At 22.2% G+C, this 25,052-nt stretch carries 33 protein-coding genes and 2 pseudogenes; 15 read left to right on the top strand and 20 right to left on the bottom strand.

Going from position 1 to position 25,052, the window contains the following annotated elements; genetic code table 4:
- Positions 1 to 85: 85 nt before the first annotated feature.
- The 9 genes from AACL24_RS03765 to AACL24_RS03725 all read right to left on the bottom strand — a co-directional run bounded on the left by AACL24_RS03765 (position 86) and on the right by AACL24_RS03725 (position 7,304).
- Positions 86 to 1,207, bottom strand: a complete 1,122-nt coding sequence (locus AACL24_RS03765) for a site-2 protease family protein (RefSeq protein ID WP_339048753.1) — start codon at positions 1,205 to 1,207, stop codon at positions 86 to 88.
- 24 nt (positions 1,208 to 1,231) lie between these two features.
- Positions 1,232 to 2,245, bottom strand: coding sequence for a phosphatidate cytidylyltransferase (locus AACL24_RS03760; protein ID WP_339048751.1), 1,014 nt, complete (start codon positions 2,243 to 2,245; stop codon positions 1,232 to 1,234).
- 34 nt (positions 2,246 to 2,279) lie between these two features.
- Positions 2,280 to 2,822: a ribosome-recycling factor gene (locus tag AACL24_RS03755; protein WP_252319733.1), complete on the bottom strand. Its 543-nt coding sequence runs from the start codon at positions 2,820 to 2,822 to the stop codon at positions 2,280 to 2,282.
- 135 nt (positions 2,823 to 2,957) lie between these two features.
- On the bottom strand, positions 2,958 to 3,206 hold the full coding sequence (locus AACL24_RS03750) for a hypothetical protein (protein ID WP_252319735.1): 249 nt from the start codon (positions 3,204 to 3,206) through the stop codon (positions 2,958 to 2,960).
- A 229-nt stretch (positions 3,207 to 3,435) separates the two neighbouring features.
- On the bottom strand, positions 3,436 to 3,939 hold the full coding sequence (locus AACL24_RS03745; protein WP_339048748.1) for a hypothetical protein: 504 nt from the start codon (positions 3,937 to 3,939) through the stop codon (positions 3,436 to 3,438).
- A 36-nt stretch (positions 3,940 to 3,975) separates the two neighbouring features.
- Positions 3,976 to 4,935, bottom strand: coding sequence for an IS3 family transposase (locus tag AACL24_RS03740; protein WP_339048746.1), 960 nt, complete (start codon positions 4,933 to 4,935; stop codon positions 3,976 to 3,978).
- 193 nt (positions 4,936 to 5,128) lie between these two features.
- A protein-coding gene (locus AACL24_RS03735) for an IS5 family transposase (RefSeq protein ID WP_339048744.1) occupies positions 5,129 to 5,958 on the bottom strand; the annotation gives its coding sequence in 2 pieces (ribosomal slippage) (positions 5,129 to 5,562 and positions 5,562 to 5,958; 831 coding nt in all).
- A 73-nt stretch (positions 5,959 to 6,031) separates the two neighbouring features.
- A complete protein-coding gene (locus AACL24_RS03730) occupies positions 6,032 to 6,283 on the bottom strand; it encodes a helix-turn-helix domain-containing protein (protein ID WP_339046729.1) in 252 nt (83 codons plus the stop codon).
- Between the two features lie 130 nt (positions 6,284 to 6,413).
- Positions 6,414 to 7,304: a hypothetical protein gene (locus tag AACL24_RS03725; RefSeq protein ID WP_339048742.1), complete on the bottom strand. Its 891-nt coding sequence runs from the start codon at positions 7,302 to 7,304 to the stop codon at positions 6,414 to 6,416.
- Between the two features lie 577 nt (positions 7,305 to 7,881).
- On the opposite strand from AACL24_RS03725, the gene nusA reads away from it, so the two are divergent.
- The 5 genes from nusA (at position 7,882) to AACL24_RS03700 (ending at position 11,970) form a co-directional block, all read left to right on the top strand.
- Entirely contained in the window at positions 7,882 to 9,057 is a 1,176-nt protein-coding gene (gene nusA, locus AACL24_RS03720) for a transcription termination factor NusA (protein ID WP_339048740.1), read from the top strand.
- A gap of 18 nt (positions 9,058 to 9,075) precedes the next feature.
- Positions 9,076 to 9,366, top strand: coding sequence for an RNase P modulator RnpM (gene rnpM, locus AACL24_RS03715; RefSeq protein WP_339048738.1), 291 nt, complete (start codon positions 9,076 to 9,078; stop codon positions 9,364 to 9,366).
- 27 nt (positions 9,367 to 9,393) lie between these two features.
- Positions 9,394 to 11,223 (top strand): translation initiation factor IF-2, encoded by a 1,830-nt coding sequence (infB, locus tag AACL24_RS03710; protein ID WP_339048736.1) that lies wholly within the window; start codon positions 9,394 to 9,396, stop codon positions 11,221 to 11,223.
- 1 nt (position 11,224) lies between these two features.
- Positions 11,225 to 11,584: a 30S ribosome-binding factor RbfA gene (gene rbfA / locus AACL24_RS03705; RefSeq protein ID WP_339048734.1), complete on the top strand. Its 360-nt coding sequence runs from the start codon at positions 11,225 to 11,227 to the stop codon at positions 11,582 to 11,584.
- A gap of 191 nt (positions 11,585 to 11,775) precedes the next feature.
- The gene (locus AACL24_RS03700; protein ID WP_339048732.1) at positions 11,776 to 11,970 is read left to right on the top strand and encodes a hypothetical protein; all 195 of its coding nucleotides are present in this window, start codon (positions 11,776 to 11,778) and stop codon (positions 11,968 to 11,970) included.
- A 53-nt stretch (positions 11,971 to 12,023) separates the two neighbouring features.
- Here AACL24_RS03700 and AACL24_RS03695 read toward each other — a convergent pair.
- From AACL24_RS03695 to AACL24_RS03670, 6 genes and pseudogenes are all read right to left on the bottom strand, one after another.
- Positions 12,024 to 12,758: pseudogene (locus AACL24_RS03695) on the bottom strand (IS256 family transposase); the annotation flags it as partial.
- Positions 12,759 to 12,959: 201 nt separating this feature from the next.
- Positions 12,960 to 13,367, bottom strand: a complete 408-nt coding sequence (locus AACL24_RS03690) for a transposase family protein (protein WP_339045908.1) — start codon at positions 13,365 to 13,367, stop codon at positions 12,960 to 12,962.
- Between the two features lie 23 nt (positions 13,368 to 13,390).
- The gene (locus AACL24_RS03685; protein WP_339045912.1) at positions 13,391 to 13,813 is read right to left on the bottom strand and encodes a transposase family protein; all 423 of its coding nucleotides are present in this window, start codon (positions 13,811 to 13,813) and stop codon (positions 13,391 to 13,393) included.
- A 70-nt stretch (positions 13,814 to 13,883) separates the two neighbouring features.
- Positions 13,884 to 14,366: pseudogene (locus AACL24_RS03680) on the bottom strand (transposase); the annotation flags it as partial.
- An 82-nt stretch (positions 14,367 to 14,448) separates the two neighbouring features.
- Positions 14,449 to 14,820 (bottom strand): helix-turn-helix domain-containing protein, encoded by a 372-nt coding sequence (locus tag AACL24_RS03675; protein WP_339048728.1) that lies wholly within the window; start codon positions 14,818 to 14,820, stop codon positions 14,449 to 14,451.
- 310 nt (positions 14,821 to 15,130) lie between these two features.
- Complete coding sequence (locus AACL24_RS03670) at positions 15,131 to 15,667, bottom strand: hypothetical protein (protein WP_339048726.1); 537 nt, start codon at positions 15,665 to 15,667, stop codon at positions 15,131 to 15,133.
- A 350-nt stretch (positions 15,668 to 16,017) separates the two neighbouring features.
- On the opposite strand from AACL24_RS03670, the gene AACL24_RS03665 reads away from it, so the two are divergent.
- The 5 genes from AACL24_RS03665 to AACL24_RS15495 all read left to right on the top strand — a co-directional run bounded on the left by AACL24_RS03665 (position 16,018) and on the right by AACL24_RS15495 (position 18,793).
- Positions 16,018 to 16,847, top strand: a protein-coding gene (locus AACL24_RS03665; RefSeq protein ID WP_339045885.1) for an IS5 family transposase whose coding sequence is annotated in 2 segments (ribosomal slippage) — positions 16,018 to 16,414 and positions 16,414 to 16,847 — 831 coding nt in all. Because the reading frame shifts where the segments join, the coding sequence is not laid out codon by codon here.
- Positions 16,848 to 17,097: 250 nt separating this feature from the next.
- Complete coding sequence (locus AACL24_RS03660; protein WP_339048724.1) at positions 17,098 to 17,799, top strand: MupG family TIM beta-alpha barrel fold protein; 702 nt, start codon at positions 17,098 to 17,100, stop codon at positions 17,797 to 17,799.
- A gap of 17 nt (positions 17,800 to 17,816) precedes the next feature.
- A complete protein-coding gene (locus tag AACL24_RS03655) occupies positions 17,817 to 18,200 on the top strand; it encodes a DUF871 domain-containing protein (RefSeq protein WP_339048722.1) in 384 nt (127 codons plus the stop codon).
- Between the two features lie 221 nt (positions 18,201 to 18,421).
- Positions 18,422 to 18,637 carry a hypothetical protein gene (locus tag AACL24_RS03650; RefSeq protein ID WP_174480618.1) on the top strand — a complete coding sequence of 72 codons (216 nt, stop codon included), beginning with the start codon at positions 18,422 to 18,424 and terminating at the stop codon, positions 18,635 to 18,637.
- Positions 18,638 to 18,691: 54 nt separating this feature from the next.
- Positions 18,692 to 18,793, top strand: a complete 102-nt coding sequence (locus tag AACL24_RS15495) for a cysteine peptidase family C39 domain-containing protein (RefSeq protein ID WP_422398062.1) — start codon at positions 18,692 to 18,694, stop codon at positions 18,791 to 18,793.
- 183 nt (positions 18,794 to 18,976) lie between these two features.
- Here the strand turns inward: AACL24_RS15495 and AACL24_RS03645 are convergent, their stop codons facing one another.
- Together AACL24_RS03645 and AACL24_RS03640 are read right to left on the bottom strand one after the other, a co-directional pair.
- Positions 18,977 to 19,384, bottom strand: coding sequence for a transposase family protein (locus AACL24_RS03645; protein WP_339048720.1), 408 nt, complete (start codon positions 19,382 to 19,384; stop codon positions 18,977 to 18,979).
- Positions 19,385 to 19,407: 23 nt separating this feature from the next.
- Positions 19,408 to 19,830 (bottom strand): transposase family protein, encoded by a 423-nt coding sequence (locus AACL24_RS03640; protein WP_339045912.1) that lies wholly within the window; start codon positions 19,828 to 19,830, stop codon positions 19,408 to 19,410.
- A 343-nt stretch (positions 19,831 to 20,173) separates the two neighbouring features.
- On the opposite strand from AACL24_RS03640, the gene AACL24_RS03635 reads away from it, so the two are divergent.
- Positions 20,174 to 20,305, top strand: a complete 132-nt coding sequence (locus tag AACL24_RS03635; protein ID WP_339048718.1) for a hypothetical protein — start codon at positions 20,174 to 20,176, stop codon at positions 20,303 to 20,305.
- Between the two features lie 139 nt (positions 20,306 to 20,444).
- Here the strand turns inward: AACL24_RS03635 and AACL24_RS03630 are convergent.
- The 3 genes from AACL24_RS03630 to AACL24_RS03620 form a co-directional block, all read right to left on the bottom strand.
- Positions 20,445 to 21,274, bottom strand: a protein-coding gene (locus tag AACL24_RS03630) for an IS5 family transposase (RefSeq protein ID WP_339048716.1) whose coding sequence is annotated in 2 segments (ribosomal slippage) — positions 20,445 to 20,890 and positions 20,890 to 21,274 — 831 coding nt in all. Because the reading frame shifts where the segments join, the coding sequence is not laid out codon by codon here.
- A 586-nt stretch (positions 21,275 to 21,860) separates the two neighbouring features.
- Positions 21,861 to 22,268, bottom strand: coding sequence for a transposase family protein (locus tag AACL24_RS03625; protein ID WP_339045908.1), 408 nt, complete (start codon positions 22,266 to 22,268; stop codon positions 21,861 to 21,863).
- 23 nt (positions 22,269 to 22,291) lie between these two features.
- Positions 22,292 to 22,714: a transposase family protein gene (locus AACL24_RS03620; protein ID WP_339045912.1), complete on the bottom strand. Its 423-nt coding sequence runs from the start codon at positions 22,712 to 22,714 to the stop codon at positions 22,292 to 22,294.
- A 357-nt stretch (positions 22,715 to 23,071) separates the two neighbouring features.
- Between AACL24_RS03620 and AACL24_RS03615 the strand changes: the two genes are divergently transcribed.
- From AACL24_RS03615 to AACL24_RS03600, 4 genes are all read left to right on the top strand, one after another.
- Positions 23,072 to 23,488, top strand: a complete 417-nt coding sequence (locus AACL24_RS03615) for a hypothetical protein (protein ID WP_339048714.1) — start codon at positions 23,072 to 23,074, stop codon at positions 23,486 to 23,488.
- Positions 23,489 to 23,588: 100 nt separating this feature from the next.
- Positions 23,589 to 24,011, top strand: a complete 423-nt coding sequence (locus AACL24_RS03610) for a transposase family protein (RefSeq protein ID WP_339045912.1) — start codon at positions 23,589 to 23,591, stop codon at positions 24,009 to 24,011.
- 23 nt (positions 24,012 to 24,034) lie between these two features.
- Positions 24,035 to 24,442, top strand: coding sequence for a transposase family protein (locus tag AACL24_RS03605; protein ID WP_339045908.1), 408 nt, complete (start codon positions 24,035 to 24,037; stop codon positions 24,440 to 24,442).
- Positions 24,443 to 24,774: 332 nt separating this feature from the next.
- Positions 24,775 to 25,035 (top strand): hypothetical protein, encoded by a 261-nt coding sequence (locus AACL24_RS03600; protein WP_339047158.1) that lies wholly within the window; start codon positions 24,775 to 24,777, stop codon positions 25,033 to 25,035.
- Positions 25,036 to 25,052 lie beyond the last annotated feature (17 nt).

The raw sequence follows: 25,052 nt of genomic DNA, 5'->3' as shown, positions 1-25,052 counted from the left end.
TATAAATAATTAAGAAAATTGGTCAAAACTTTTTCATTCAAATTTATTATCCTATTTATAATAGGAGTTTATTATAAAGTAAAGATTAAAAAAATATATCTTTAATAGTAATAGCAATAAAGATAACTAAAAATAATATAGCTCCAGCAATACTGACAATAATTTTATATTTTTCATTTAATTTTTTTCTTGTTACGGCTTCAACTGCATTTTCAACAAATTTATAACCATCCAATGGCGGAATTGATAACATATTTAATAAAAATAAATTAGATGATAATAATGCTGCTCAACGAAAATATGTACTTGCTGCTTGTGTTGATGATAAATCAGGATTTAAAAAACTATTAGTTGATTTAACAATACCAACAGGTCCTGATAAATTTTGTCAATGAAAAGTAACTAATTGTCCTAATGCTTGTAAAAGACTGTAACTATCTTTAAAAGTATCAATGATACCATTACTAATAACTTGCCCTGCATTTAAATAATAACTACCTTGACTAACACCAATGAATAGCACCCCTTTTTGTTCTACAGGTTTAAAAGTAACAGTTTTATCGTCTTTATTATCAAAAGTAATTTTGTAATCAGCAATAACTGTACCATTAGTAGTCTTTTTATTATATTTACTTAATCATGTTTGTAAATCATAATATGATTTAATTGATTGTTTAGATTCAATATCACCAGTATTATAAATACTAGTAATAGCATCAGTATCTAAAATTGGTAAACTTGGATTATCTTTATTATATTTTTGAACAGCTTCATATAATGGTCCTGTTGTTGCATAGGTTGGTGGCAAGTTAGGATCATATTTATGTGGATAAATTCCATATCCAATCATTAATAAAATAAAAGCTAATAATAAATTCATTAGTGCACCTGCACTAATGAAAGCTGCTTTTTTACCACGTTGCAAGTTTTCCATCATTCGTTTACTATCAATTACTTCATCTTCTCGTCCTTTAGGAGCATCAGCAATTTCTGAAGCAATAGAAACATAACCACCCAATGGTAATAGTCTTAAAGTATAACGTGTTTCTTTTTTACCTCACTGCAAAAGTTTTGGTCCCATACCAATAGCAAATTCATATACATATGCTCCTGATAATTTAGCAATTACAAAATGAGCAAATTCATGCAAGGTAATTAAAAATAATATTGTAAATAAACCAATTAAAATGGCTAAAAATATATACATAACTTCATCCTTAAATTTTATATATTAAGCAATAGCTGCTAGAGTAATTAGAAAACCAAAAATAACTACTGTTGAAAATGAATCTAAACGATCTAATAATCCTCCATGTCCAGGTAGAATATTTGAAAAATCCTTAACATGATAATTACGTTTCAAATAAGAAAATAATAAATCACCCATTTGACTAGCAATTGAAAGAATAAAACTAGTAGCAAAATAAGCAATATAGATTGGTGCTTTACTATTAACTTCTAAAAAAGGTAAGGGATTATAATTACTTGTTTCTAAAAAAACAGTTACTGTTATCATACTTAAAATAATTGCTGTTATTAAACCAGTAATAGCACCTTCTCAAGTTTTATTTGGTGATACACTTGCTGCCATTTTTGTTTTACCATAAATTATACCACCAATAAAAGCACCAACATCATTAGACATAACAATAATGAATAAAAACAATAATGTTGGTCATCCTAGTTTTGAAAGTTTAATTTCTGATAACATTAAAAAATTAACAGCTTTAACAACAAACACTAAATAAATAATTCAAGTAAAATTAAAAATAACATCACTTAATTGAAAATTTTTACTTCGTCAAGCAATTAAAATAAAAATACAAATGAAAAATAATAAAATTAATAAAGTCATTCAAGTTTCAAATCAATAATGATTATAAATATATGGACCAAAAGTTTCTTTACCAAGCGGAACTCATAAAAGTATGACTCCTGTTAAAATTATAGAAATTTTAAGTACAATTGATCAATTTGATTCTTTTTTTAAATTAATAATTTCTCATAAACAACCAATAAAAATTAAAGTATTAATTATCATAAATGTATAGGCTGATCACTGTGGTTTATTACCAAAAATTGGTTCTAAATAAACTGCCCCAATAAACATTCATAATACACCACAAGCAATTAACATAAAGCTTGTAAGAATACGATTTCGATAGGTTCTAAAAAAATTACTAAGTTTTGCAAAAAAAGAAACTTTAGATTTTATATTTTCTTTATTTATTATCTTTTTTTTCACAATATTTAACCCCTAACTATTTATTGCTTTATTGCTAAATTTTCATTAAATCGGCTTTTTTATTGTTTTCTATTAATACAAGTTCTTTAATTTTACTATCAGTTAAATCTTGAATTGTAGTTTCTGCATGCTTTTCTTGATCTTCTGGTAATTTTATTTTTTTCAGATTTTGAACAGCATCACGTCGACAATTACGGATTTTAACTTTATATTCTTCAGTTTTTTTACTCAAATCTTTAACTAAAGTTTTACGAACGTCTTCTGTTAATTGTGGGAAAATTAAACGTATATTCTCTGCTTCGCTTTTAATTTGTAATTTCAAATCAGCTTTTGTAACAGCTTCTGTAATGTCTTTAATTAAACTACGATCATATGGTTTAATTAATAATTGATGTGCTTCTGCTACTTTAACTTGGGCAATATTACTTAAACTATCAACACCACCATAACATCTAACATTAATTCCTTCTAAGATATTAGGATTAGCTCTTCCGGTGCGAATTTTGTTAATTTCATTTTTATAACGTAAAATTATTTCATTCATCAGATTTGTGGCTTCTAAAATAATAACTTCCATATTTGTTTTCCTCCTAGTTAATAATTTTAAGTTGTTTTTAAATCAAACTATAAAAATTATATAATAATTTTTATTAAAACCAATGGAAAACTATTTAAAAAAATAAAAAACATCATTAATTAATGATGTTTTTTATTAATATCTTTGGATTTTATTTTCATCATTGTTTAAATCAACTAATATAAAAATACCACCAATAATACCTAATGCAGCACCAAAGATAATTCCTAATATTGCTAAAGCAATTTTTTGATCAGTAGTCGCTTCACCTTTACTTACTTTTTTGTATAAAATAAAACCGGGTATTGTTCATAATAAAGGAATTATAAATATTGATTCTAAAATAAAAACAATAAATATTAATATACTTCCTGCTTTTAACATTTTTTTCTCCTTCTTTAATTTTTATAATTAATAATATCACTTAATAAAATTGAAATATACAATTGTGTCCTCACTTAAAGTTTAGTTTTTTAACTTATAAATGTTATCACTTTAATTACTATTAATTTCAAATGTCTAATTATTAATAATTTTGATTTATATTAATAGTAACAAAAAAATATGATAATTAACAACAACTGTCATTATATTTTTTAAAATATTTAATGATTTAAACAGTTGATGGTATACCACAGTCTATTCTAGGTAAAAGATGAACATCACCAAAATATATTGCTAAATAAACTTTTAAATTTCTAAAATTTCCTGTTACTAATGGACCATCAGCAACGCTAGCATGAAACTGGGTACTAACATTTGTATTTAATAGTTGAACTAGAGAATCAAATTGTTTTTGTTTACTTTCTGATTTTATTACTAATTTAAAATCATCAACAGACTCACCTTGTTTAAATCCTTGAGCAGCAGTTAATTTTAAACCATTTTTATCACTAATAAGTTCAGTAATAACTATATTTGAAATGTTTAATCCATCATTTTTAGCAGTATTAATAGTATAAGATTTTACTACACTATCATCATCTTTGCTTATAATATCAATTTGACAAGTACCAGCAAGAACTTTAAAATCAGTTCCTGTATTATTTTCTTCAGTTTTACCTGCTTCAGTACTTGTAACTTTTGCAGATAAGGTAGTAATTTTTAAATTTGTCAAGAAAAGTGGACAATTAAAGTAACCTTTTATTAAATTTTATAAAATAGTGTTTGTAAGTGTTAAATTTGTAGATATGAAGTAATTATTTGTTGATTTGGAATGAGCTAATCGATATTCGATTGGACTCATTCCTTTTAATTTTGTTTGAGGTCTATCGTTATTATAAAAGTAAATATATTTGGGTAAATTTTCTTTTATTCATTCAATAGTTCTGTTTTTTCTTAGAATTTGATATAGAAATTCTGTTTTCATTGTTCCAAATCAAGATTCAGTAGCACCATTATCACAAGAATTACCTCTTCTAGACATCGAAATTTTTATTTTTAATTCGTCACATAAGGTTTTATAAGAAGGATTTGTATAATGAAATCCTTGGTCTGATTGTAAAATTCATGAAGTAGGTTTTTGAGCATTAACTCAAGCTTGAATAATGTTTTGGACAACAAATGTCATATCTAAACTTGCGCTTATTTTATAATCTAATATTTCATTATTATGAAAATCTTTAACAATTGATAAATAATATGTTTTACCATTAGTCAATAAATAAGTTATATCAGTACCTAATTTTTGATTTAAATCAGTAGTTGAAAAATCACGATTTAATAAATTATCATATCTTAAACTTCCTGATTTAGTTTTATAATCAAATGTCTTTATGCGAACCTTAGCTTTTAAACCCATATTTCTCATATATCTATATACAACATGAAATTTTAATTTTAAATTATAAATTTTGTTAATTAATAAAGTTATCATTTTATAACCATAAATTTCTTTAAATTTATAAAAAATATTTTTAATTATATTAGCTAAAAATTTATCTCATTTATTAAATTCATTCATTCCGTTTTTAATTCATTTGTAATATCCTGATTTTGAAACCTTTAAAAATCAACATAAATAACTAATCTGATATTTTTTCTTCAAGGAGAAAATCAGAAAATATTTCTTCTTTTTTGTCGATTTTTCTAAATACTTTTTTATATCGTTCATTACCTCAATATATTAGACTTCTTGCAAAACTATGATATTAATCACATTTTTTAAGTTTAAAAATTTATTTTAATAACACTTTTAATATTTTTTAAAAATTATTGTTCAAAATATGTTTTATTTTTTGTCATTAAAATACAACAAAAATTATTATTTCAAATAAAAAAATAAAATATTAAATTATCAAATATATTTAAATTAATAATTGTAAATTATAAATTGAAGCTATTAAATTAAATCTTAATGCAAATTTTTTGCTTCTATTTCGATATTTTTCACTAATAATTTTAAATTTTTTAAGAATCGCAAAAACATGTTCAATAACAACTCTCATTTTTGAAATAGCCTTATTATTTTTCTTTTCTTCTTTAGTTAAAGGGTTTTTCTTTGATTTTCGTTTAGGTAATAAGACATTTTTATGTATGTTTTGTATACCTTGATATCCTAAATCTACTAAAATAGTTGTTTCTGATAAAAATTTCGTTTTTGAATTTTTTAAAATTTTAAAATCATGATTTTTACCATAAGAAAAATAAGAACTTATAATTTTTTTACTATCTTTTTCAATTATGACTTGAGTTTTTATTGTATGTTTTTTCTTTTTTCCTGAATAATATTGTTTTTGACTTTTTTTGGGCGTTGAATAGTACTTTCAGTCACATCAATGATAACTGTTTTATCTTTAAAATTATTATTTAACAGTGATTTTTGCCCATCAAGTTGTTGAAAATCAGGATGTTTTATTAAAGTATTTTCTATTCACTTGATATTCCTATAGCAACTACTTTCACTAATTCCATAACTTTTAGCAATATGAAAATAAGTTCGATACTCTCTTCAATATTCTAAAGTCATTAATAAACGATTTTCTAATGATAATTTATTAGGTGTACCACCATTTTTAAACTTTTTTACTTCTTCTGTCTTTAAAATTTCTAGAATTTTATTAAAAATAATATCATTTATACCAGTTAATCTTAATAATTCTGGATTGTTAATAGTTTTTAATTTATCAAACATCATAGATTACCTATCTTTTTTATTTTTAATTTTATTTTAAAAATTAAATTTTTAATAGATAGGTTTTGCAAGAAGTCTATTGAATTAATTCTTGTTTTGTCATTTCATTAAAATTTAAAGATTTGGTTCGACCTGTTCTTTTGGTTTTTTTAGCACGAATTCCATTGCCATATTCTAAACCTTCTTCACCTAATAATTTGTATGCTTTAATTCATTCTTTTATTGATGATCGGCCAATACCATATTCTAATGCAGTTTTATCAATCGTTTTAATTTTACTTATTTTTATTATTTTTAACTTTTCTTCTTTTGATAGTCATTTAGCCATAAAAAAAATTAACACCTTCCTTAAAGTATTTTTAACACAAAGGTTACAATTCTGTGTCTACTTTATTCTAGATGTTCAAAAAAAGAATATAAATTAAAAAAGATTGCAATTGCAATCTTTTAAAATATATTTAAGCTTGTGGAGTTCCAAAATCTAGAGTATTTGTAACTTTTACTTCTCCAAATTTTACGGTTAAGTATACTTTTTGATCTGTATACTTAGGTACCACTGTTTGACCTTGATCATCAGAAGTTCAAACTAATGATACTTTATCTTTGCTAAATAAATTAACTAAAGAATTATATAGATTTTTTTCTTTAGAATTAGCAGCTTTTCAAGGTAAAGACTTAAGTACATCTTTGCCTTGTTCAAATCCGTTAGCTTTAGTTAAATCCAATTTTGCTAATTCTACAAGCGTATATACTGCAGCAGGAACACCTAATGCATCTTTCTTAAGACTATTAATAGTATATTTTTTTATAGATTTGGCATCATCTCCAGTTGCCTTATCCATAATATTAATTTGATAAGTACCAGCTTCAACTTTAAAATCAGTTGTACCAGCAGCTTCAATTTTACCTGCTTCAGTACTTTCAACTTTTGCAGATAAAGCAGTAATCTTTTTAACATCATCAGCTGAATAAAACTTCTTGCTATCAGGTGTAAATCCTAAATCCTTTAAAAAGGCTGCAGCATCATCACTTACTGCTTGAAATTTATCAGAATCAGCACCAGTACCTGCTTTTAATAATTTTTCGTTAAATTTAGTTGCTGTAATTTTTGTATTATCAGCAGCAGGAACAGAAATTGAATAACTTTCTTTACCAGCAGTATCATCCTTTTTTAATTCTTGATTAATTAAGCTTGTATTTTCATTACTATATCATCCTAGTAATGTTGCATATTTGCCATTCAATGCTGGCGCTTTTGTTTGAGTTCCACATGCAACAACCGAACTTGCTGCAACTGTTGTTAAAGCAGCAGCACCCATTAGTCGTAGTAATGTTTTCATGTTTCTCATATTGTTTTTCCCCCTTAGATAATTTTTCTGAAAAATATAAACTATTTTCTGCTGTTAATTATACATTCTTTTTTATTTGGTGCTCTTTTTATAATATTTTTCATTATTAAGTGTTATTTTGCTTTTTTTAAGAAAATAATTTCAAAAATGTTATGATTAAATTGTTCATTAACTGAACATTCTTATTATTTTTTATATATACTCTACAGTACTTCCAAGATTATTGAGTAATATAATGTAAAAAGACCTGAAAAATTTTCAGGTCTTTTTACATTACACTTCTTGCAAAACCTATCTATTAAAAATTAAATTTTTAATAGATAGGTTTTGCAAGAAGTGTAATCTACGATAATAAAACTCTATCATTTAATAAATTTCTATTGTTTTCAAATTAATAATATTGTATAATAAACAATGAATTAGAATTATAGCAAGACAGCTACCAGCTGTCTTTATTATTTCTAGTGTAATATATTTTATTTTTTTATTTAAGTATATTTTCATTTTGAAATAAATCTATTTCAAATACTATTAAATAATAAACAACAATGTTTATAAAAAACAAGGAGGAGAAAAAGTGGACAAAGAAATTAGTCAAATCATTTTAAATGCCATAAATGAAATTGCTGAAGAAAAACAAATAGCAAAAGAAGATATCATTGAAGCTTTAAAAGAAGGACTAAAAAAAGCATATGAATATCAAAGTCATCGTGATGATAGTACAAATATCAGAATTGAAATTGATCAAAATAAAGGTACTATTAAAATTTTAAAGGATTTAATTGTTGTTCCAAAAGTTGAAGATCCTGAATTAGAAATTGCACTTTCAACTATTAAAACAAAGAATCCCGGCTTAACAATTGGTTATACATATACGCAAATAATTCCTAGTGATCAATTCTCTCGTTTATCAATTTTTAAAGCTATTCAAGTAGTGAAACAATCAATTCGTGAAGCAGAAAAAACATCAATTTATGATGAATTTATTGATAAAAAAGATCACATATTAATTGGTACTATTGAAAGCGTTGAAGAAACTTATATGTTAATTAAAATTGGTAGAGCCTATGCTTTCTTACCAAAACAAAATCAAATCCCTAGTGAGATCTTACCAAAAAATAAACCAATCGCTAATAATACTTACATCAAATTTTATGTTGAAGATATTATTAAAAATAAAAACTATGGTCAAATTTTAGCATCAAGAACTCACGTTAATTTTTTACGTTGTTTACTAGAATTAGAAGTTCCTGAAATAGCACAAGGTGTAATCGAAGTTAAAGATATTGCTCGTATTCCTGGAATTAGAGCTAAGGTTGCAATTGTTAGTCATGATCCAAGCATTGATGGTATTGGTGCATGTATTGGTCCAAAAGGCGAAAGAACAAAATTAATTACGCAAGAATTAAGTGGCGAAAAAATTGACATTATTGCCTGAAATCCTAATATAAAAGAATATATAATTAACGCTTTAACACCAGCTAAAGTTATTTCAATTGATATTAATGAAGAAGAAAAACAAGCAAATATTATTGTTCCTACTGAACAATTATCATTAGCTATTGGTAAAAATGGTATGGCTGCTAAATTAGTTGCCGGTGTAACTCACTGAAATATTAATATTACTTCATTAGAACAAGCAAATGAAAATAATATTAAATTTACTTGAAATGGTAATATTAAAGAAAGTGAATATGAAAAGTTTATATCTGAATTATTAAAAAAAACACAATGAAAAAATAAAAATCAATAAACAATAAAGTAGGTCGTTATGAATAAAATACCTTTAATTCAACGTAAAAAAATACCAATGCGTAAATGTATAGTTACAAATACTATTTTACCTAAACGTGAATTAATTAGAATTGTTATTAATAAACAAGGACAATTATTCATTGATAAAACTGGCAAACAAAATGGTCGAGGTGCCTACATCCAACCTAAACTTGAATTAATACCTTTGCTTATTAAAAATAAGGCATTAGAAAGAGCATTAAAAACAAAAATTCCAAATGAATTTTATGAACAACTAATTAATGAAATTAAAAAAAATTGAGATTAATTTTCCCAAGCGAAAGGCGGGATGCAAATGGCAAAAAAACGAATATCTCAACAAACACAAAATATTAATCAACAACTAAAACAAAAAACATCTCAAATTAATGAAAAAGGAGTATTTTTATATAACGAACCTTTAACTATTTCAGAATTTGCTAAAGCATTGCATCATCCAGTAACTGACATTATTAAATACTTCATGAAACAAGGCAAACTATTTAATCAAAATCAAATATTAACTCAAGAATTAATGCTTGAACTTTGTTTGGAATGAAATATTGATTTTGAAAAAGCTAAAGTGGTAACATATGAAAACTTATTAGAAAATATTAATCTCGAAGATGATAAAAAAAATTTAGTAACTCGACCACCTGTTGTTACAATTATGGGTCATGTTGATCATGGAAAAACAACACTATTAGATACTATCCGTAATTCTAAAGTTACTAATCAAGAACACGGTGGTATTACTCAACATATTGGTGCTTATCAAATTAAAACTAATAATAAATTAATTACTTTTATTGATACCCCAGGTCATGAAGCATTTACTGAAATGCGTTCACGTGGTTCTAAAATTACTGATATTGTTGTTCTAGTAGTTGCTGGTGATGATGGTGTGATGCCACAAACTCGTGAAGCAATTGACCATGCAAAAGTAGCTGGTGTTTCAATTATTGTTTTTGTTAATAAAATGGATAAACCAAATGTTAATACTGATCGCATTATGAATGAACTAGCTAATTGTGATTTAACTAGTGAAGAATGAGGTGGCGATACTATTTTTGTTTATGGTAGTGCTTTAAAAAATCAAGGAATTGATGAATTATTAGAAGCCATATTAGTAATTGCTGAATTAAAAGAACTAAATGCTAATCCAAATCGTTTTGCTAATGGAACTGTTATCGAATCTCATCATGATAAAAATGTTGGTTCAATTTGTACTTTATTAATACAAGGTGGAACACTAAAAGTTACTGATATTGTAGTTGCGGGTAGAGTTAAAGGAAAAATTAAACGCCTTATTAATGATACTGGTAAAATAATTACTAAAGCTGGACCTTCAATGCCTGTTCAAGTTTTAGGATTTGAAACAGCCCCTACTCCTGGTGAATCTTTTATTGTTTTTAATGATGATAAATTAGCAAGAAAAGTAGCACTAGTACGACAAACAGAAGAAACAAATAAAATTAGAAATAATCGACAAATTAGTTTAGGTAATTTAATACAAGATGTTGCTACAGGTGAATTAAAACAAATTAATGTTATTTTACGAGCAGATACTCAAGGTTCAGTGCAAGCAATCGTTCAAGCAGTAAATAAAATTAATGTTAATGATATTACTGTTAAGTTTATTAGAGCAACTCTTGGTGGTATTAGTGAATCAGATATTAAACTTGCTCAAACTTCAGGAAGTATTATTTATGGTTTCAATGTTCGTCCCAATCATGTTATTCGTGAAGCTGCTAACAATGCCGGTGTTGAAATTAGATTACATAATATCATTTATAAAATAACTGAAGAATTAGAATTGGCTGCTAAAGGTTTATTAGAACCAACTTATGAAGATAAAATTCTTGGTCAAGCACGAGTTATTAAAACTTTTCATTTTTCAAAAGTAGGAAGAATTGCTGGTTGTGTTGTCATTAATGGTTTCATTCAACGTAATAGCAAAGTTCATATCATTCGTGATGATGTTGTTATTTATAACGGTGAAATCAGTGGTTTAAAACATGAAAAAAATGATTTAAAAATTGCTAAAAAAGAAACTCAATGCGGTATTACTATTAAAAATTTTAATGACTTAAAAGAAAATGATATTATTGAATCATATTTAGTAGAAGAAGTGGAGACAAAATAGGATGTCTATCATTAAATTTGAACAACAAGAAAGTTTCTTAAAAAAAGAAATTACTAATATATTAAAAAAAGAATCAAAAAATATTCTTTTCAAAGATATCACTATTACTAATGTAAAAATAACAAAAGATAACAGTTATGCTACCATTTATTGAACAGTTTACTTAGATAATTTAGATATTAAAACCATTAGTAATGCTTTAGAAAAAGCGAAAGGTTTTTGTCGAAGCGCACTTGCCAAAACAAGTAATAAATATAAAGTTCCAGAATTAAGCTTTAAATATGATAATACCAACACTAGAGTTAAAAACATTCAAGAAATATTAAAAAATATCAAAAATAATAATTCTTCAAATGAATAAAAAGAATTAAAATGAGATTTATAATCTCATTTTAATTTTTTAAATTTAAAATTTTTTTATAGTAATTATTTAATAATTACTATAAAACACTATTTAAAAAAATAAAATTATTAGTATAATAAAAAAGGAATCATCAATAAAATAAGGGAATTATTCAGTAGCTACTAAGTAAGAAAGGAAAGCTACTATTAATGGCACAAAAAATTTATTCAACACCAAATAGTGATGATTTTTATGTTATTCCTGAATTTTTAGAACATCAACAATGTTGAATGGTATGAGCAGAAAGAACTGATAATTGAAGATTAGGCGCTAAACCAGCACAAGAAAAAATAAGTAAGAGGCTTTTTAATAATCTGTGTTTCTTTGTTTTACAAAGTTACTAATTCAGATTAATTCTGTCTTTAAATTTTATCATAAAATGAGCAATTGCTGTATTTTAATTTTGAATGGGCATTGTTCATTTTTTTGTTATATTGTCAATTGCTAAATAAAATATTTTAAAAACTGACATATCGTTAGGAAAAAAATTTTTATTTCTGATGACTTTTCGTAATTGACTATTAACAGATTCAATAGCATTTGTGGTATAAATTACCTTTTTTATTTCTGCAGGATAACTAATAAAAACCATTAAATTATCTCAATTTTTATATCAAGATTTAGCAATTTGTGGATATTGTTTAGTTCATTTATTTTCAAATGATTCTAAAGCTTGCATTGCTTGTTCTTCACTACATGCAGTATAAATTGGTTTTAAATCTGCAACTAGAGATTTTCTATGCTTATATGAGACATATTTCAAACTATTTCTAATTTGATGAACGATGCATAATTGATGTTCTGTTTTAAGATAAACTGATTGTATTGCTTCTGACATGCCTGTTAAATTATCACTACAGGCAATAAGAATATCATTTAAGCCACGATTTTTCATTTCTGTGAAATTGGCTAATCAAAATTTAGCACCTTCATTTTCACTAATTCATAAACCTAAAACATCTTTTTTACCTTCTAAATCAACTCCTAAAGCTATATAAACTGATTTATTAATAATCCGTTTATCTTGTCGTACTTTAACTACTATACAATCAAAATAAACAATCGGATAGACACTTTCTAATGGTCGATTTTGCCATGCTTTGACGTCATCAATAACATCATCAGTAATTTGGACATATTCCGTAATTAAATTTAATTAATTGTCAATAAAATTGTTTTAAAACTATTTAGTGTTATTGAATATAGAAATAAATATTTTTTGAAAAAATAGTTTAAAAAATGAGTTTACATTTTAAACAAAAAATTGTTAATAATATTTTTATATTAACTCGATAAAAATTTAAATTTTAAAAAAATATTTTTAATATTTTTTTTATTTTAATGGTTTTATTTTATTAAAAATTTCACAAAGTAAGTTAAATCTTAAGTACATAAGTCTAAATTTAGATTTTCTACATTTATTTACTAAAATTTTGAATCTTTTCAATCAAGCAAAGACATGTTCAACTTTAATTCTAATTTTAGATACAATCTTATTGTATTTTCTTTCTTGTTTAGTTAATTTTTTATTTTTAGTTCTTTTAATTGGTATTATTGTATTTTTATAAATATTTTGTATACCTTGATATCCTAAATCACCAATAATTATTGTTTTTTCTGAAAATTCAAGATTTGAATTTTTTAATATTTGAAAATCATGCACTTTACCATTATCAGCAAAAATATCAACAATTTTTTTATTAAAAAAATCATATACAATTTGAAATTTTATAGAATACATTCAACTTTTACCAGAAAAATATTCTAACTGTAGTTTTTTTTAGTTGGTCTTTCAATTTCAATCTCAGTTGAATCAATTAAATAAAATTGAAATTCATTTGAATTTTCTTGTTTTTTATCAATTTTTAATTTATATCTTTCTTTTAAAAATTGGTAATCTTTGTGGTTACTAAGTTTATTTTCTACTCAAGTAATATTTCGAAAACAACTTGATGGGCTCATTTTAGATTTAATACTCATTTGAAAAAAAGTATAATATTCTTTTCAGTATAATAAAGTCATCATTAATCTTTCTTCTACTGAAAGTTTATTTTTTCGACCTTTATTTTTTTCTAATTTTTCTATTTCAATTAATTTTTCTAACATTTCATTAAAATGAAAACGTTTTATACCAAAATATCTATAAAATTCTTCATTTTTTAATTTTTTTAAATTTTCAAAAATCATTTTTATCAACACTTTTCTAAATTTATTGTTAATAACAAAATTATAAAATAAATTTTAAAATTATTAATTGACTTTTAAAAAATTTAATTACGGAATATGTCTTTTGACTAATAACACTTTCACTAATATCAGCACCATGATATAACTCTTGTAATTGCATTCTAATATCTGATAATGTCATACCTTTTGCATATAAAGAAAGAACTTGTTGATCAAAACCATCAAATCTTCTTTGTCTTTTTGCAACTATTATAGGATTAAAATTACTATTGCGATCTCGTGGTACATCAATCTCAATTTTACCTTGTTGAGTTATTATTTTTTTTGAACTTATACCATTACGAGCATTGTCACTATTACTATGTTGATTCTTTTCATATCCTAAATAATTTTGCATCTCAGAATTCAACATTTTTTCTACTAATCTTTTTGTTAATTCTTTATACAATCCTCCCTCTTTAAAAACTGTTGTTAAATCTTCAGTATTTTCTAATAATAAATCTACTGCTTTTGATATTGGATCATTATTATTAATATTTTGCTTTTTAGCCATCTGTAACTCACTCTTTCTAGTCATTTAATTATATTTACTAGAATTAATTAAACATAGTTATTTTTGTAAGTTACACAGATTACTAAACATTACCGTTGGAGTTTTGATTTTGCTTGTGGTTTTTTCAATTTTGACTGCGGTAGAGATAAGACTTTTCCAAGATTTCAATTTTAGTCTGTAACAATAATAATTCTCTTTCAACGCGTTTTTCATAATTTTTTAATGATTCCTTTGGTTTTTTCTTAAAATCTCTACTCACAGCATTTACCTCTTGTTTTTTAATTTTAATTCTTATTGAAACTAAACTTTTTTCACCTTGCAAGTATCATTTTTGGATTCAAATATAAATTATCTTTCTACTAATTTTATTTTTTTTGCTTAATGTTGTAGCAGATTTACCAGCAAAATATTGTTCTATTATTTTTAATTTTAGTTCCTTATTATATCTGGTCATAAAAAGGGTCTCCTTAATAAGTTAAAACATTGTTTTTTGCAACTTAGAAGTGACCCTTTCCCAAAAGCAAAGATATTCGACAAATATATTACTTTTTGGTGCAAATTATGGCAGTGGTAAAACTTTTGTTATTTGCAAGATTGTAAAGGTAAGTGCAACTAAATTATTTTTCTATCCAAATATTCGATTGGTGAAATATAGTTTAGTATTTTTCTTCGTTTTTGATTTCAAGACAATATAAAATTATGAACTTCATTTTTACAATTCAGGCATCAAAAAATTGCAGAACAAAAATAAACATTACCAATTTTTATTCCTTATTTAATAATGATAATAAAATTTGTTCTGCCTCGCTACTACATAAAGTATCTTCACTAGATAATAAAGTTTCTAAATCTTCATCAGTAAATTGATTTAAGTTTTTTAGTAAATCTTGAATGTTAATAGAACCAACTTTTAAATGTTCAATTATTATATAAGGAATAAAGAATTTTGATACAACAGTAGTATTTATTAATATTTCTCCAAAACATAAAAATGGGTTAAACAAAAGAGAAAAAAGATCAATTGCACTAATTTTTTCTTCTATTAATTGATTTTCATCAGGGTTAGGGTTTCTTATTATATAATTAGTTTCTAATGGTTTTTCTTCCAACGTTTTGAATTCTTGAGATTGTTGAGGATTTTCCTCGTTAACTTTTGTATCATTATCTAAGATTATAGTTTCAAATATTTTTAATAAATATTCATCTGGTATTTTTTTGTTAATATTTTTTAATGCTTCTTTTTTTCTTTTTTCTCATTCCTTTTGAAATAGTTTTTCTTTTTCTATATAATTTAAAGGCATATCTTTTAATCTTTTTCCTTTCTTTAATTTTAATTTAATAAAAAACCTAATATAGATAAATTTCTATATTAGGAATCAACTTTTATTAAATTATAAATAAATATTAGCATAAAAAATAATTATATTTATAAAGTTAATATTTAACACGAATAAATATAAGTAGTAGATTTATTAATGTATAAGTTGTATTAAAATTAAGATTAGCGTAGTCAATTTTCTTATTTTATGTAGAAGTAGTTATTTTATCAAACTAAGAATCCTTTACATTATTTATTAGACTTCTTGCAAAACCTATCTATTAAAAATTTAATTTTTAAAATAAAATTAAAAATAAAAAAGATAGGTAATCTATGATGTTTGATAAATTAAAAACTATTAACAATCCAGAATTATTAAGATTAACTGGTATAAATGATATTATTTTTAATAAAATTCTAGAAATTTTAAAGACAGAAGAAGTAAAAAAGTTTAAAAATGGTGGTACACCTAATAAATTATCATTAGAAAATCGTTTATTAATGACTTTAGAATATTGAAGAGAGTATCGAACTTATTTTCATATTGCTAAAAGTTATGGAATTAGTGAAAGTAGTTGCTATAGGAATATCAAGTGAATAGAAAATACTTTAATAAAACATCCTGATTTTCAACAACTTGATGGGCAAAAATCACTGTTAAATAATAATTTTAAAGATAAAACAGTTATCATTGATGTGACTGAAAGTACTATTCAACGCCCAAAAAAAGTCAAAAACAATATTATTCAGGAAAAAAGAAAAAACATACAATAAAAACTCAAGTCATAATTGAAAAAGATAGTAAAAAAATTATAAGTTCTTATTTTTCTTATGGTAAAAATCATGATTTTAAAATTTTAAAAAATTCAAAAACGAAATTTTTATCAGAAACAACTATTTTAGTAGATTTAGGATATCAAGGTATACAAAACATACATAAAAATGTCTTATTACCTAAACGAAAATCAAAGAAAAACCCTTTAACTAAAGAAGAAAAGAAAAATAATAAGGCTATTTCAAAAATGAGAGTTGTTATTGAACATGTTTTTGCGATTCTTAAAAAATTTAAAATTATTAGTGAAAAATATCGAAATAGAAGAAAAAAATTTGCATTAAGATTTAATTTAATAGCTTCAATTTATAATTTACAATTATTAATTTAAATATATTTGATAATTTAATATTTTATTTTTTTATTTGAAATAATAATTTTTGTTGTATTTTAATGACAAAAAATAAAACATATTTTGAACAATAATTTTTAAAAAATATTAAAAGTGTTATTAAAATAAATTTTTAAACTTAAAAAATGTGATTAATATCATAGTTTTGCAAGAAGTCTATTGTAAAAATTAAAAATTATTAAGTTACAAAATGATAAAATTAATATATAAAAAGTAAAGGAGGAAGTAAATGGAAAAAATTGGTGCTGCAGTTTATTTACATTTAGCAAATTTAGAAGAAATTAAAAATTATACCGAATTATTAGCCAAGAATAATATTAAAACTATTTTTACAACTTTAATTAGTTTTAAAAAAACAGATTATGAAAATTTAAAAAAATTAGTAGTATTAACACAAATTGCTAAAAAGTATAATATGCATGTTTTTGCAGATATTAATATTGAATTTATTAATGAATTTAATCTGAATCTTAATAAACGACTTGATTTCATAAAGTTTTTTAAAATGTATGGTTTATCGGGTATTCGTTGCAACGAAGGAATTGATATTAAGCATCAAGCAAAATTAAGTCAAAATCGTTTAAATTTTAAAATATTTATTAATGATTCATATGTTGTTAATGATATCAACTACTTAATATTATTTTATAAAGCTAATGTTAATAACCTTATTAGTTGTTATAATTTTTATCCACAAAGATATACCGCTGCTGATATTGACTTTTTTTGTTTAAATCAATCTGAAAGCGTTGTTAATAAAATTCCATTTGCCAGCTTTGTTACATTATTAGGAAAAGATAAAATTGGACCTTGAAAATATAATGATAATTTACCAACATTAGAACTGCATCGTGATTGACCATTGGTAACACAAATTCGTCATTATATTGCTTTATGCATTGATATGATAATTATTGCTAACCAGTTTTAACAGAATATGATTTGAAAATGATAAATGAAATTGATTATAAAAATTTATCGTTAAAAATTGAGTTAAATTCTAATATTACTGATAGTGAACAACAGATTCTTTTTGACAAAAATATTCATAAAGTTAGATCTGATTTAGCACGTGATATAATTCGTAGTGTTATTTCTCGAGTTATATATCAAGAATTAGATATCCCTGCTAACAATACTAATCAATGATTAGAAAAAGGTGATGTTGTTATTCTTAATAATAAAGCACAAAATTATCGTGGTGAATTACATATTATTACAAATAAAATTAAAAATGATGGTATTCGTAACGTTGTTGGCAAACTTTCTAAAGAAGATTTAAATTTTATTCCATTTTTAGTATCAAATCGTTCATTTAGATTTATTTTATAAATAATTTTTTTGTTTTATTTATTAAAAAAATAAACATTTAAAATATGATAAAATCATTAAGTATTATTAAATAATAGTTAGTAAGTGTGAAATTTTAAAAGATAATCTTACTTTTAATTTTTTTTTAAAATAAAAAGTTTAATATTGTATAAAAATATTGATAATTTTTTAATTTACTAATATAATTGTTAAAGTAAAATAAAAAATAGGAGCTGACATGAATGCATTCAGTGAAAAAATCACCATCATCAGACAACAAAGAAAACGAAGAACGAACAAGTAGTGAACAAGAGTTTCAACGTCTTTTAAAAGGATTTAGTAAAAAGGCCCAAGAAACTAAAAGAGCAGAAAAAAGACATAAACATTTTCTTTCTGCGCGTGATGAAAAACGCGAAAAACAAAGCGCTGCTGCTAAAAAGAAAAAACATCGTAAGTAATAAAAAGGAAAAAATGGTAATCACTGTTAATTATTATTGGCGGTGATTTTTTATATGAAATATCCTTTTGTTCAACAAAAAACAGAAAATGATTGTGGTTTGGCATGTCTTGCTATGATATATAGGTTTTATTTTAAGGACATATTCCGTAATTAAATTTAATTAATTGTCAATAAAATTGTTTTAAAACTATTTAGTGTTATTGAATATAGAAATAAATATTTTTTGAAAAAATAGTTTAAAAAATGAGTTTACATTTTAAACAAAAAATTGTTAATAATATTTTTATATTAACTCGATAAAAATTTAAATTTTAAAAAAATATTTTTAATATTTTTTTTATTTTAATGGTTTTATTTTATTAAAAATTTCACAAAGTAAGTTAAATCTTAAGTACATAAGTCTAAATTTAGATTTTCTACATTTATTTACTAAAATTTTGAATCTTTTCAATCAAGCAAAGACATGTTCAACTTTAATTCTAATTTTAGATACAATCTTATTGTATTTTCTTTCTTGTTTAGTTAATTTTTTATTTTTAGTTCTTTTAATTGGTATTATTGTATTTTTATAAATATTTTGTATACCTTGATATCCTAAATCACCAATAATTATTGTTTTTTCTGAAAATTCAAGATTTGAATTTTTTAATATTTGAAAATCATGCACTTTACTATTATCAGCAAAAATATCAACAATTTTTTTATTAAAAAAATCATATACAATTTGAAATTTTATAGAATACATTCAACTTTTACCAGAAAAATATTCTAACTGTAGTTTTTTTTAGTTGGTCTTTCAATTTCAATCTCAGTTGAATCAATTAAATAAAATTGAAATTCATTTGAATTTTCTTGTTTTTTATCAATTTTTAATTTATATCTTTCTTTTAAAAATTGGTAATCTTTGTGGTTACTAAGTTTATTTTCTACTCAAGTAATATTTCGAAAACAACTTGATGGGCTCATTTTAGATTTAATACTCATTTGAAAAAAAGTATAATATTCTTTTCAGTATAATAAAGTCATCATTAATCTTTCTTCTACTGAAAGTTTATTTTTTCGACCTTTATTTTTTTCTAATTTTTCTATTTCAATTAATTTTTCTAACATTTCATTAAAATGAAAACGTTTTATACCAAAATATCTATAAAATTCTTCATTTTTTAATTTTTTTAAATTTTCAAAAATCATTTTTATCAACACTTTTCTAAATTTATTGTTAATAACAAAATTATAAAATAAATTTTAAAATTATTAATTGACTTTTAAAAAATTTAATTACGGAATATGTCTTAAGAAGAAGTTATTAATTAATGACATAAAAAAAGATATATTTTTAACAAAATTGGGAATTAATCTTTTATAATTAAAACAATTGGCTAGTAATTATAATTTATTATTAAAAGCTTATAATATTAATTTTGATAAATTAAAATCACTAATAATTGTTAAACCATTAATTATTCAAATATATAATGCTAATGTCGGATTTCATTTTATAGTTATTTACAAAAAGAAAAAAAATAAATGACTGGTGGCAAATCCAGAAGATATTGAACTTAGTTGAAAAAATATTGAAGATTTTACAAAAATTTTTACGAATGTTGTTATTTCAACTAATATAATAGACTTCTTGCAAAACTATGATATTAATCACATTTTTTAAGTTTAAAAATTTATTTTAATAACACTTTTAATATTTTTTAAAAATTATTGTTCAAAATATGTTTTATTTTTTGTCATTAAAATACAACAAAAATTATTATTTCAAATAAAAAAATAAAATATTAAATTATCAAATATATTTAAATTAATAATTGTAAATTATAAATTGAAGCTATTAAATTAAATCTTAATGCAAATTTTTTTCTTCTATTTCGATATTTTTCACTAATAATTTTAAATTTTTTAAGAATCGCAAAAACATGTTCAATAACAACTCTCATTTTTGAAATAGCCTTATTATTTTTCTTTTCTTCTTTAGTTAAAGGGTTTTTCTTTGATTTTCGTTTAGGTAATAAGACATTTTTATGTATGTTTTGTATACCTTGATATCCTAAATCTACTAAAATAGTTGTTTCTGATAAAAATTTCGTTTTTGAATTTTTTAAAATTTTAAAATCATGATTTTTACCATAAGAAAAATAAGAACTTATAATTTTTTTACTATCTTTTTCAATTATGACTTGAGTTTTTATTGTATGTTTTTTCTTTTTTCCTGAATAATATTGTTTTTGACTTTTTTTCGGCGTTGAATAGTACTTTCAGTCACATCAATGATAACTGTTTTATCTTTAAAATTATTATTTAACAGTGATTTTTGCCCATCAAGTTGTTGAAAATCAGGATGTTTTATTAAAATATTTTCTATTCACTTGATATTCCTATAGCAACTACTTTCACTAATTCCATAACTTTTAGCAATATGAAAATAAGTTCGATACTCTCTTCAATATTCTAAAGTCATTAATAAACGATTTTCTAATGATAATTTATTAGGTGTACCACCATTTTTAAACTTTTTTACTTCTTCTGTCTTTAAAATTTTTAGAATTTTATTAAAAATAATATCATTTATACCAGTTAATCTTAATAATTCTGGATTGTTAATAGTTTTTAATTTATCAAACATCATAGATTACCTATCTTTTTTATTTTTAATTTTATTTTAAAAATTAAATTTTTAATAGATAGGTTTTGCAAGAAGTCTAATAAATAAATTTTTTATTAGTAATAAAAAAAGATGAATAAAATTAAAAATTTTTCACCATTTTTGATTCCAAATTATTTATATTATTCATTAATTATTATAATTAATAATTTATTTTTAGTTACTACCTTTTTTATAGCACAAGTATTTTATAAGCATTTTATTAATCAAATTATTTTAAATAATAGTTTACAGTTAGCAATGATTTTATTATTAAGTTTCTTTTTTATTAATTTAATGAAAATTTTAATTGAATATATTTTAAATAAAATATGTCAAAAATTTTATTTTTATTTCAATAACTTTTTAGGACATATTCCGTAATTAAATTTAATTAATTGTCAATAAAATTGTTTTAAAACTATTTAGTGTTATTGAATATAGAAATAAATATTTTTTGAAAAAATAGTTTAAAAAATGAGTTTACATTTTAAACAAAAAATTGTTAATAATATTTTTATATTAACTCGATAAAAATTTAAATTTTAAAAAAATATTTTTAATATTTTTTTTATTTTAATGGTTTTATTTTATTAAAAATTTCACAAAGTAAGTTAAATCTTAAGTACATAAGTCTAAATTTAGATTTTCTACATTTATTTACTAAAATTTTGAATCTTTTCAATCAAGCAAAGACATGTTCAACTTTAATTCTAATTTTAGATACAATCTTATTGTATTTTCTTTCTTGTTTAGTTAATTTTTTATTTTTAGTTCTTTTAATTGGTATTATTGTATTTTTATAAATATTTTGTATACCTTGATATCCTAAATCACCAATAATTATTGTTTTTTCTGAAAATTCAAGATTTGAATTTTTTAATATTTGAAAATCATGCACTTTACCATTATCAGCAAAAATATCAACAATTTTTTTATTAAAAAAATCATATACAATTTGAAATTTTATAGAATACATTCAACTTTTACCAGAAAAATATTCTAACTGTAGTTTTTTTTAGTTGGTCTTTCAATTTCAATCTCAGTTGAATCAATTAAATAAAATTGAAATTCATTTGAATTTTCTTGTTTTTTATCAATTTTTAATTTATATCTTTCTTTTAAAAATTGGTAATCTTTGTGGTTACTAAGTTTATTTTCTACTCAAGTAATATTTCGAAAACAACTTGATGGGCTCATTTTAGATTTAATACTCATTTGAAAAAAAGTATAATATTCTTTTCAGTATAATAAAGTCATCATTAATCTTTCTTCTACTGAAAGTTTATTTTTTCGACCTTTATTTTTTTCTAATTTTTCTATTTCAATTAATTTTTCTAACATTTCATTAAAATGAAAACGTTTTATACCAAAATATCTATAAAATTCTTCATTTTTTAATTTTTTTAAATTTTCAAAAATCATTTTTATCAACACTTTTCTAAATTTATTGTTAATAACAAAATTTTAAAATAAATTTTAAAATTATTAATTGACTTTTAAAAAATTTAATTACGGAATATATCTTTAGTAGATTTATTTCATAATAAATGATTTAAAAGTAAACCAATAGAAATACAAAAATATAATGGTAGTGATTTTTTACAAATATATCAAGATATTAATAACATATCAACTATGTTTTGTCATAATAGTTTAGAGATAATTATTAATTTTATTACTAGTGTTATTGTTAGCATAGTTTTGATTAAGATTCATTTTATGATTTGATTAGTAAATTTATTAAATGGTTTTATAACAGTATTAATTAATTTTATAATAATGTTATGAAAAAAACCATTAGTAAAAAAAGAACTAGTTACCAAATTAGATTTGCAGCAACAAATAATTTTAACTCAAAAAAGTTTTGAAGATGCCTATTTTCGTAATTTGCAACTGCATATTAAAAGTATATTAGTTAAAAAGTATAATACACATATTAATAATTATTGACAATTAAATAATTTAGTTATTAATAATAGTTCGTTAACAAGTTTTATTAAAAATATTATTAGTTTTATTACTATATATTTATCATTAATATTAATTTTTGATGGTAAAATTAATCTATCTCAATTAATATTTATTACTAGTATTAGTATTTATATTAATTCTTTTTTTCAAAATATTGGTAATAGTCTTATTTTCTTTCCGGTTTTTATTAAATCATTTCAAAGATTTAATAATTTTATTAATTAGACATATTCCGTAATTAAATTTTTTAAAAGTCAATTAATAATTTTAAAATTTATTTTATAATTTTGTTATTAACAATAAATTTAGAAAAGTGTTGATAAAAATGATTTTTGAAAATTTAAAAAAATTAAAAAATGAAGAATTTTATAGATATTTTGGTATAAAACGTTTTCATTTTAATGAAATGTTAGAAAAATTAATTGAAATAGAAAAATTAGAAAAAAATAAAGGTCGAAAAAATAAACTTTCAGTAGAAGAAAGATTAATGATGACTTTATTATACTGAAAAGAATATTATACTTTTTTTCAAATGAGTATTAAATCTAAAATGAGCCCATCAAGTTGTTTTCGAAATATTACTTGAGTAGAAAATAAACTTAGTAACCACAAAGATTACCAATTTTTAAAAGAAAGATATAAATTAAAAATTGATAAAAAACAAGAAAATTCAAATGAATTTCAATTTTATTTAATTGATTCAACTGAGATTGAAATTGAAAGACCAACTAAAAAAAACTACAGTTAGAATATTTTTCTGGTAAAAGTTGAATGTATTCTATAAAATTTCAAATTGTATATGATTTTTTTAATAAAAAAATTGTTGATATTTTTGCTGATAATGGTAAAGTGCATGATTTTCAAATATTAAAAAATTCAAATCTTGAATTTTCAGAAAAAACAATAATTATTGGTGATTTAGGATATCAAGGTATACAAAATATTTATAAAAATACAATAATACCAATTAAAAGAACTAAAAATAAAAAATTAACTAAACAAGAAAGAAAATACAATAAGATTGTATCTAAAATTAGAATTAAAGTTGAACATGTCTTTGCTTGATTGAAAAGATTCAAAATTTTAGTAAATAAATGTAGAAAATCTAAATTTAGACTTATGTACTTAAGATTTAACTTACTTTGTGAAATTTTTAATAAAATAAAACCATTAAAATAAAAAAAATATTAAAAATATTTTTTTAAAATTTAAATTTTTATCGAGTTAATATAAAAATATTATTAACAATTTTTTGTTTAAAATGTAAACTCATTTTTTAAACTATTTTTTCAAAAAATATTTATTTCTATATTCAATAACACTAAATAGTTTTAAAACAATTTTATTGACAATTAATTAAATTTAATTACGGAATATGTCCATTGTAGATTACAATATAAGAATAACAAAAAATTTTTTTCAATATCAATTAATAAAATAGTATTAAAAGATTGCTATTTTAATCTAAAAATAAAGGTCGAAAAAATAAACTTTCAGTAGAAGAAAGATTAATGATGACTTTATTATACTGAAAAGAATATTATACTTTTTTTCAAATGAGTATTAAATCTAAAATGAGCCCATCAAGTTGTTTTCGAAATATTACTTGAGTAGAAAATAAACTTAGTAACCACAAAGATTACCAATTTTTAAAAGAAAGATATAAATTAAAAATTGATAAAAAACAAGAAAATTCAAATGAATTTCAATTTTATTTAATTGATTCAACTGAGATTGAAATTGAAAGACCAACTAAAAAAAACTACAGTTAGAATATTTTTCTGGTAAA

It is taken from the genome of Spiroplasma endosymbiont of Colias croceus (assembly GCF_964020095.1).
Taxonomy (GTDB): domain Bacteria; phylum Bacillota_I; class Bacilli_A; order Mycoplasmatales; family VBWQ01; genus Spiroplasma_E.
The sequence above is the reverse complement of the archived record's forward strand: the minus strand, read 5'-3'. Positions and strand labels throughout refer to the sequence as shown.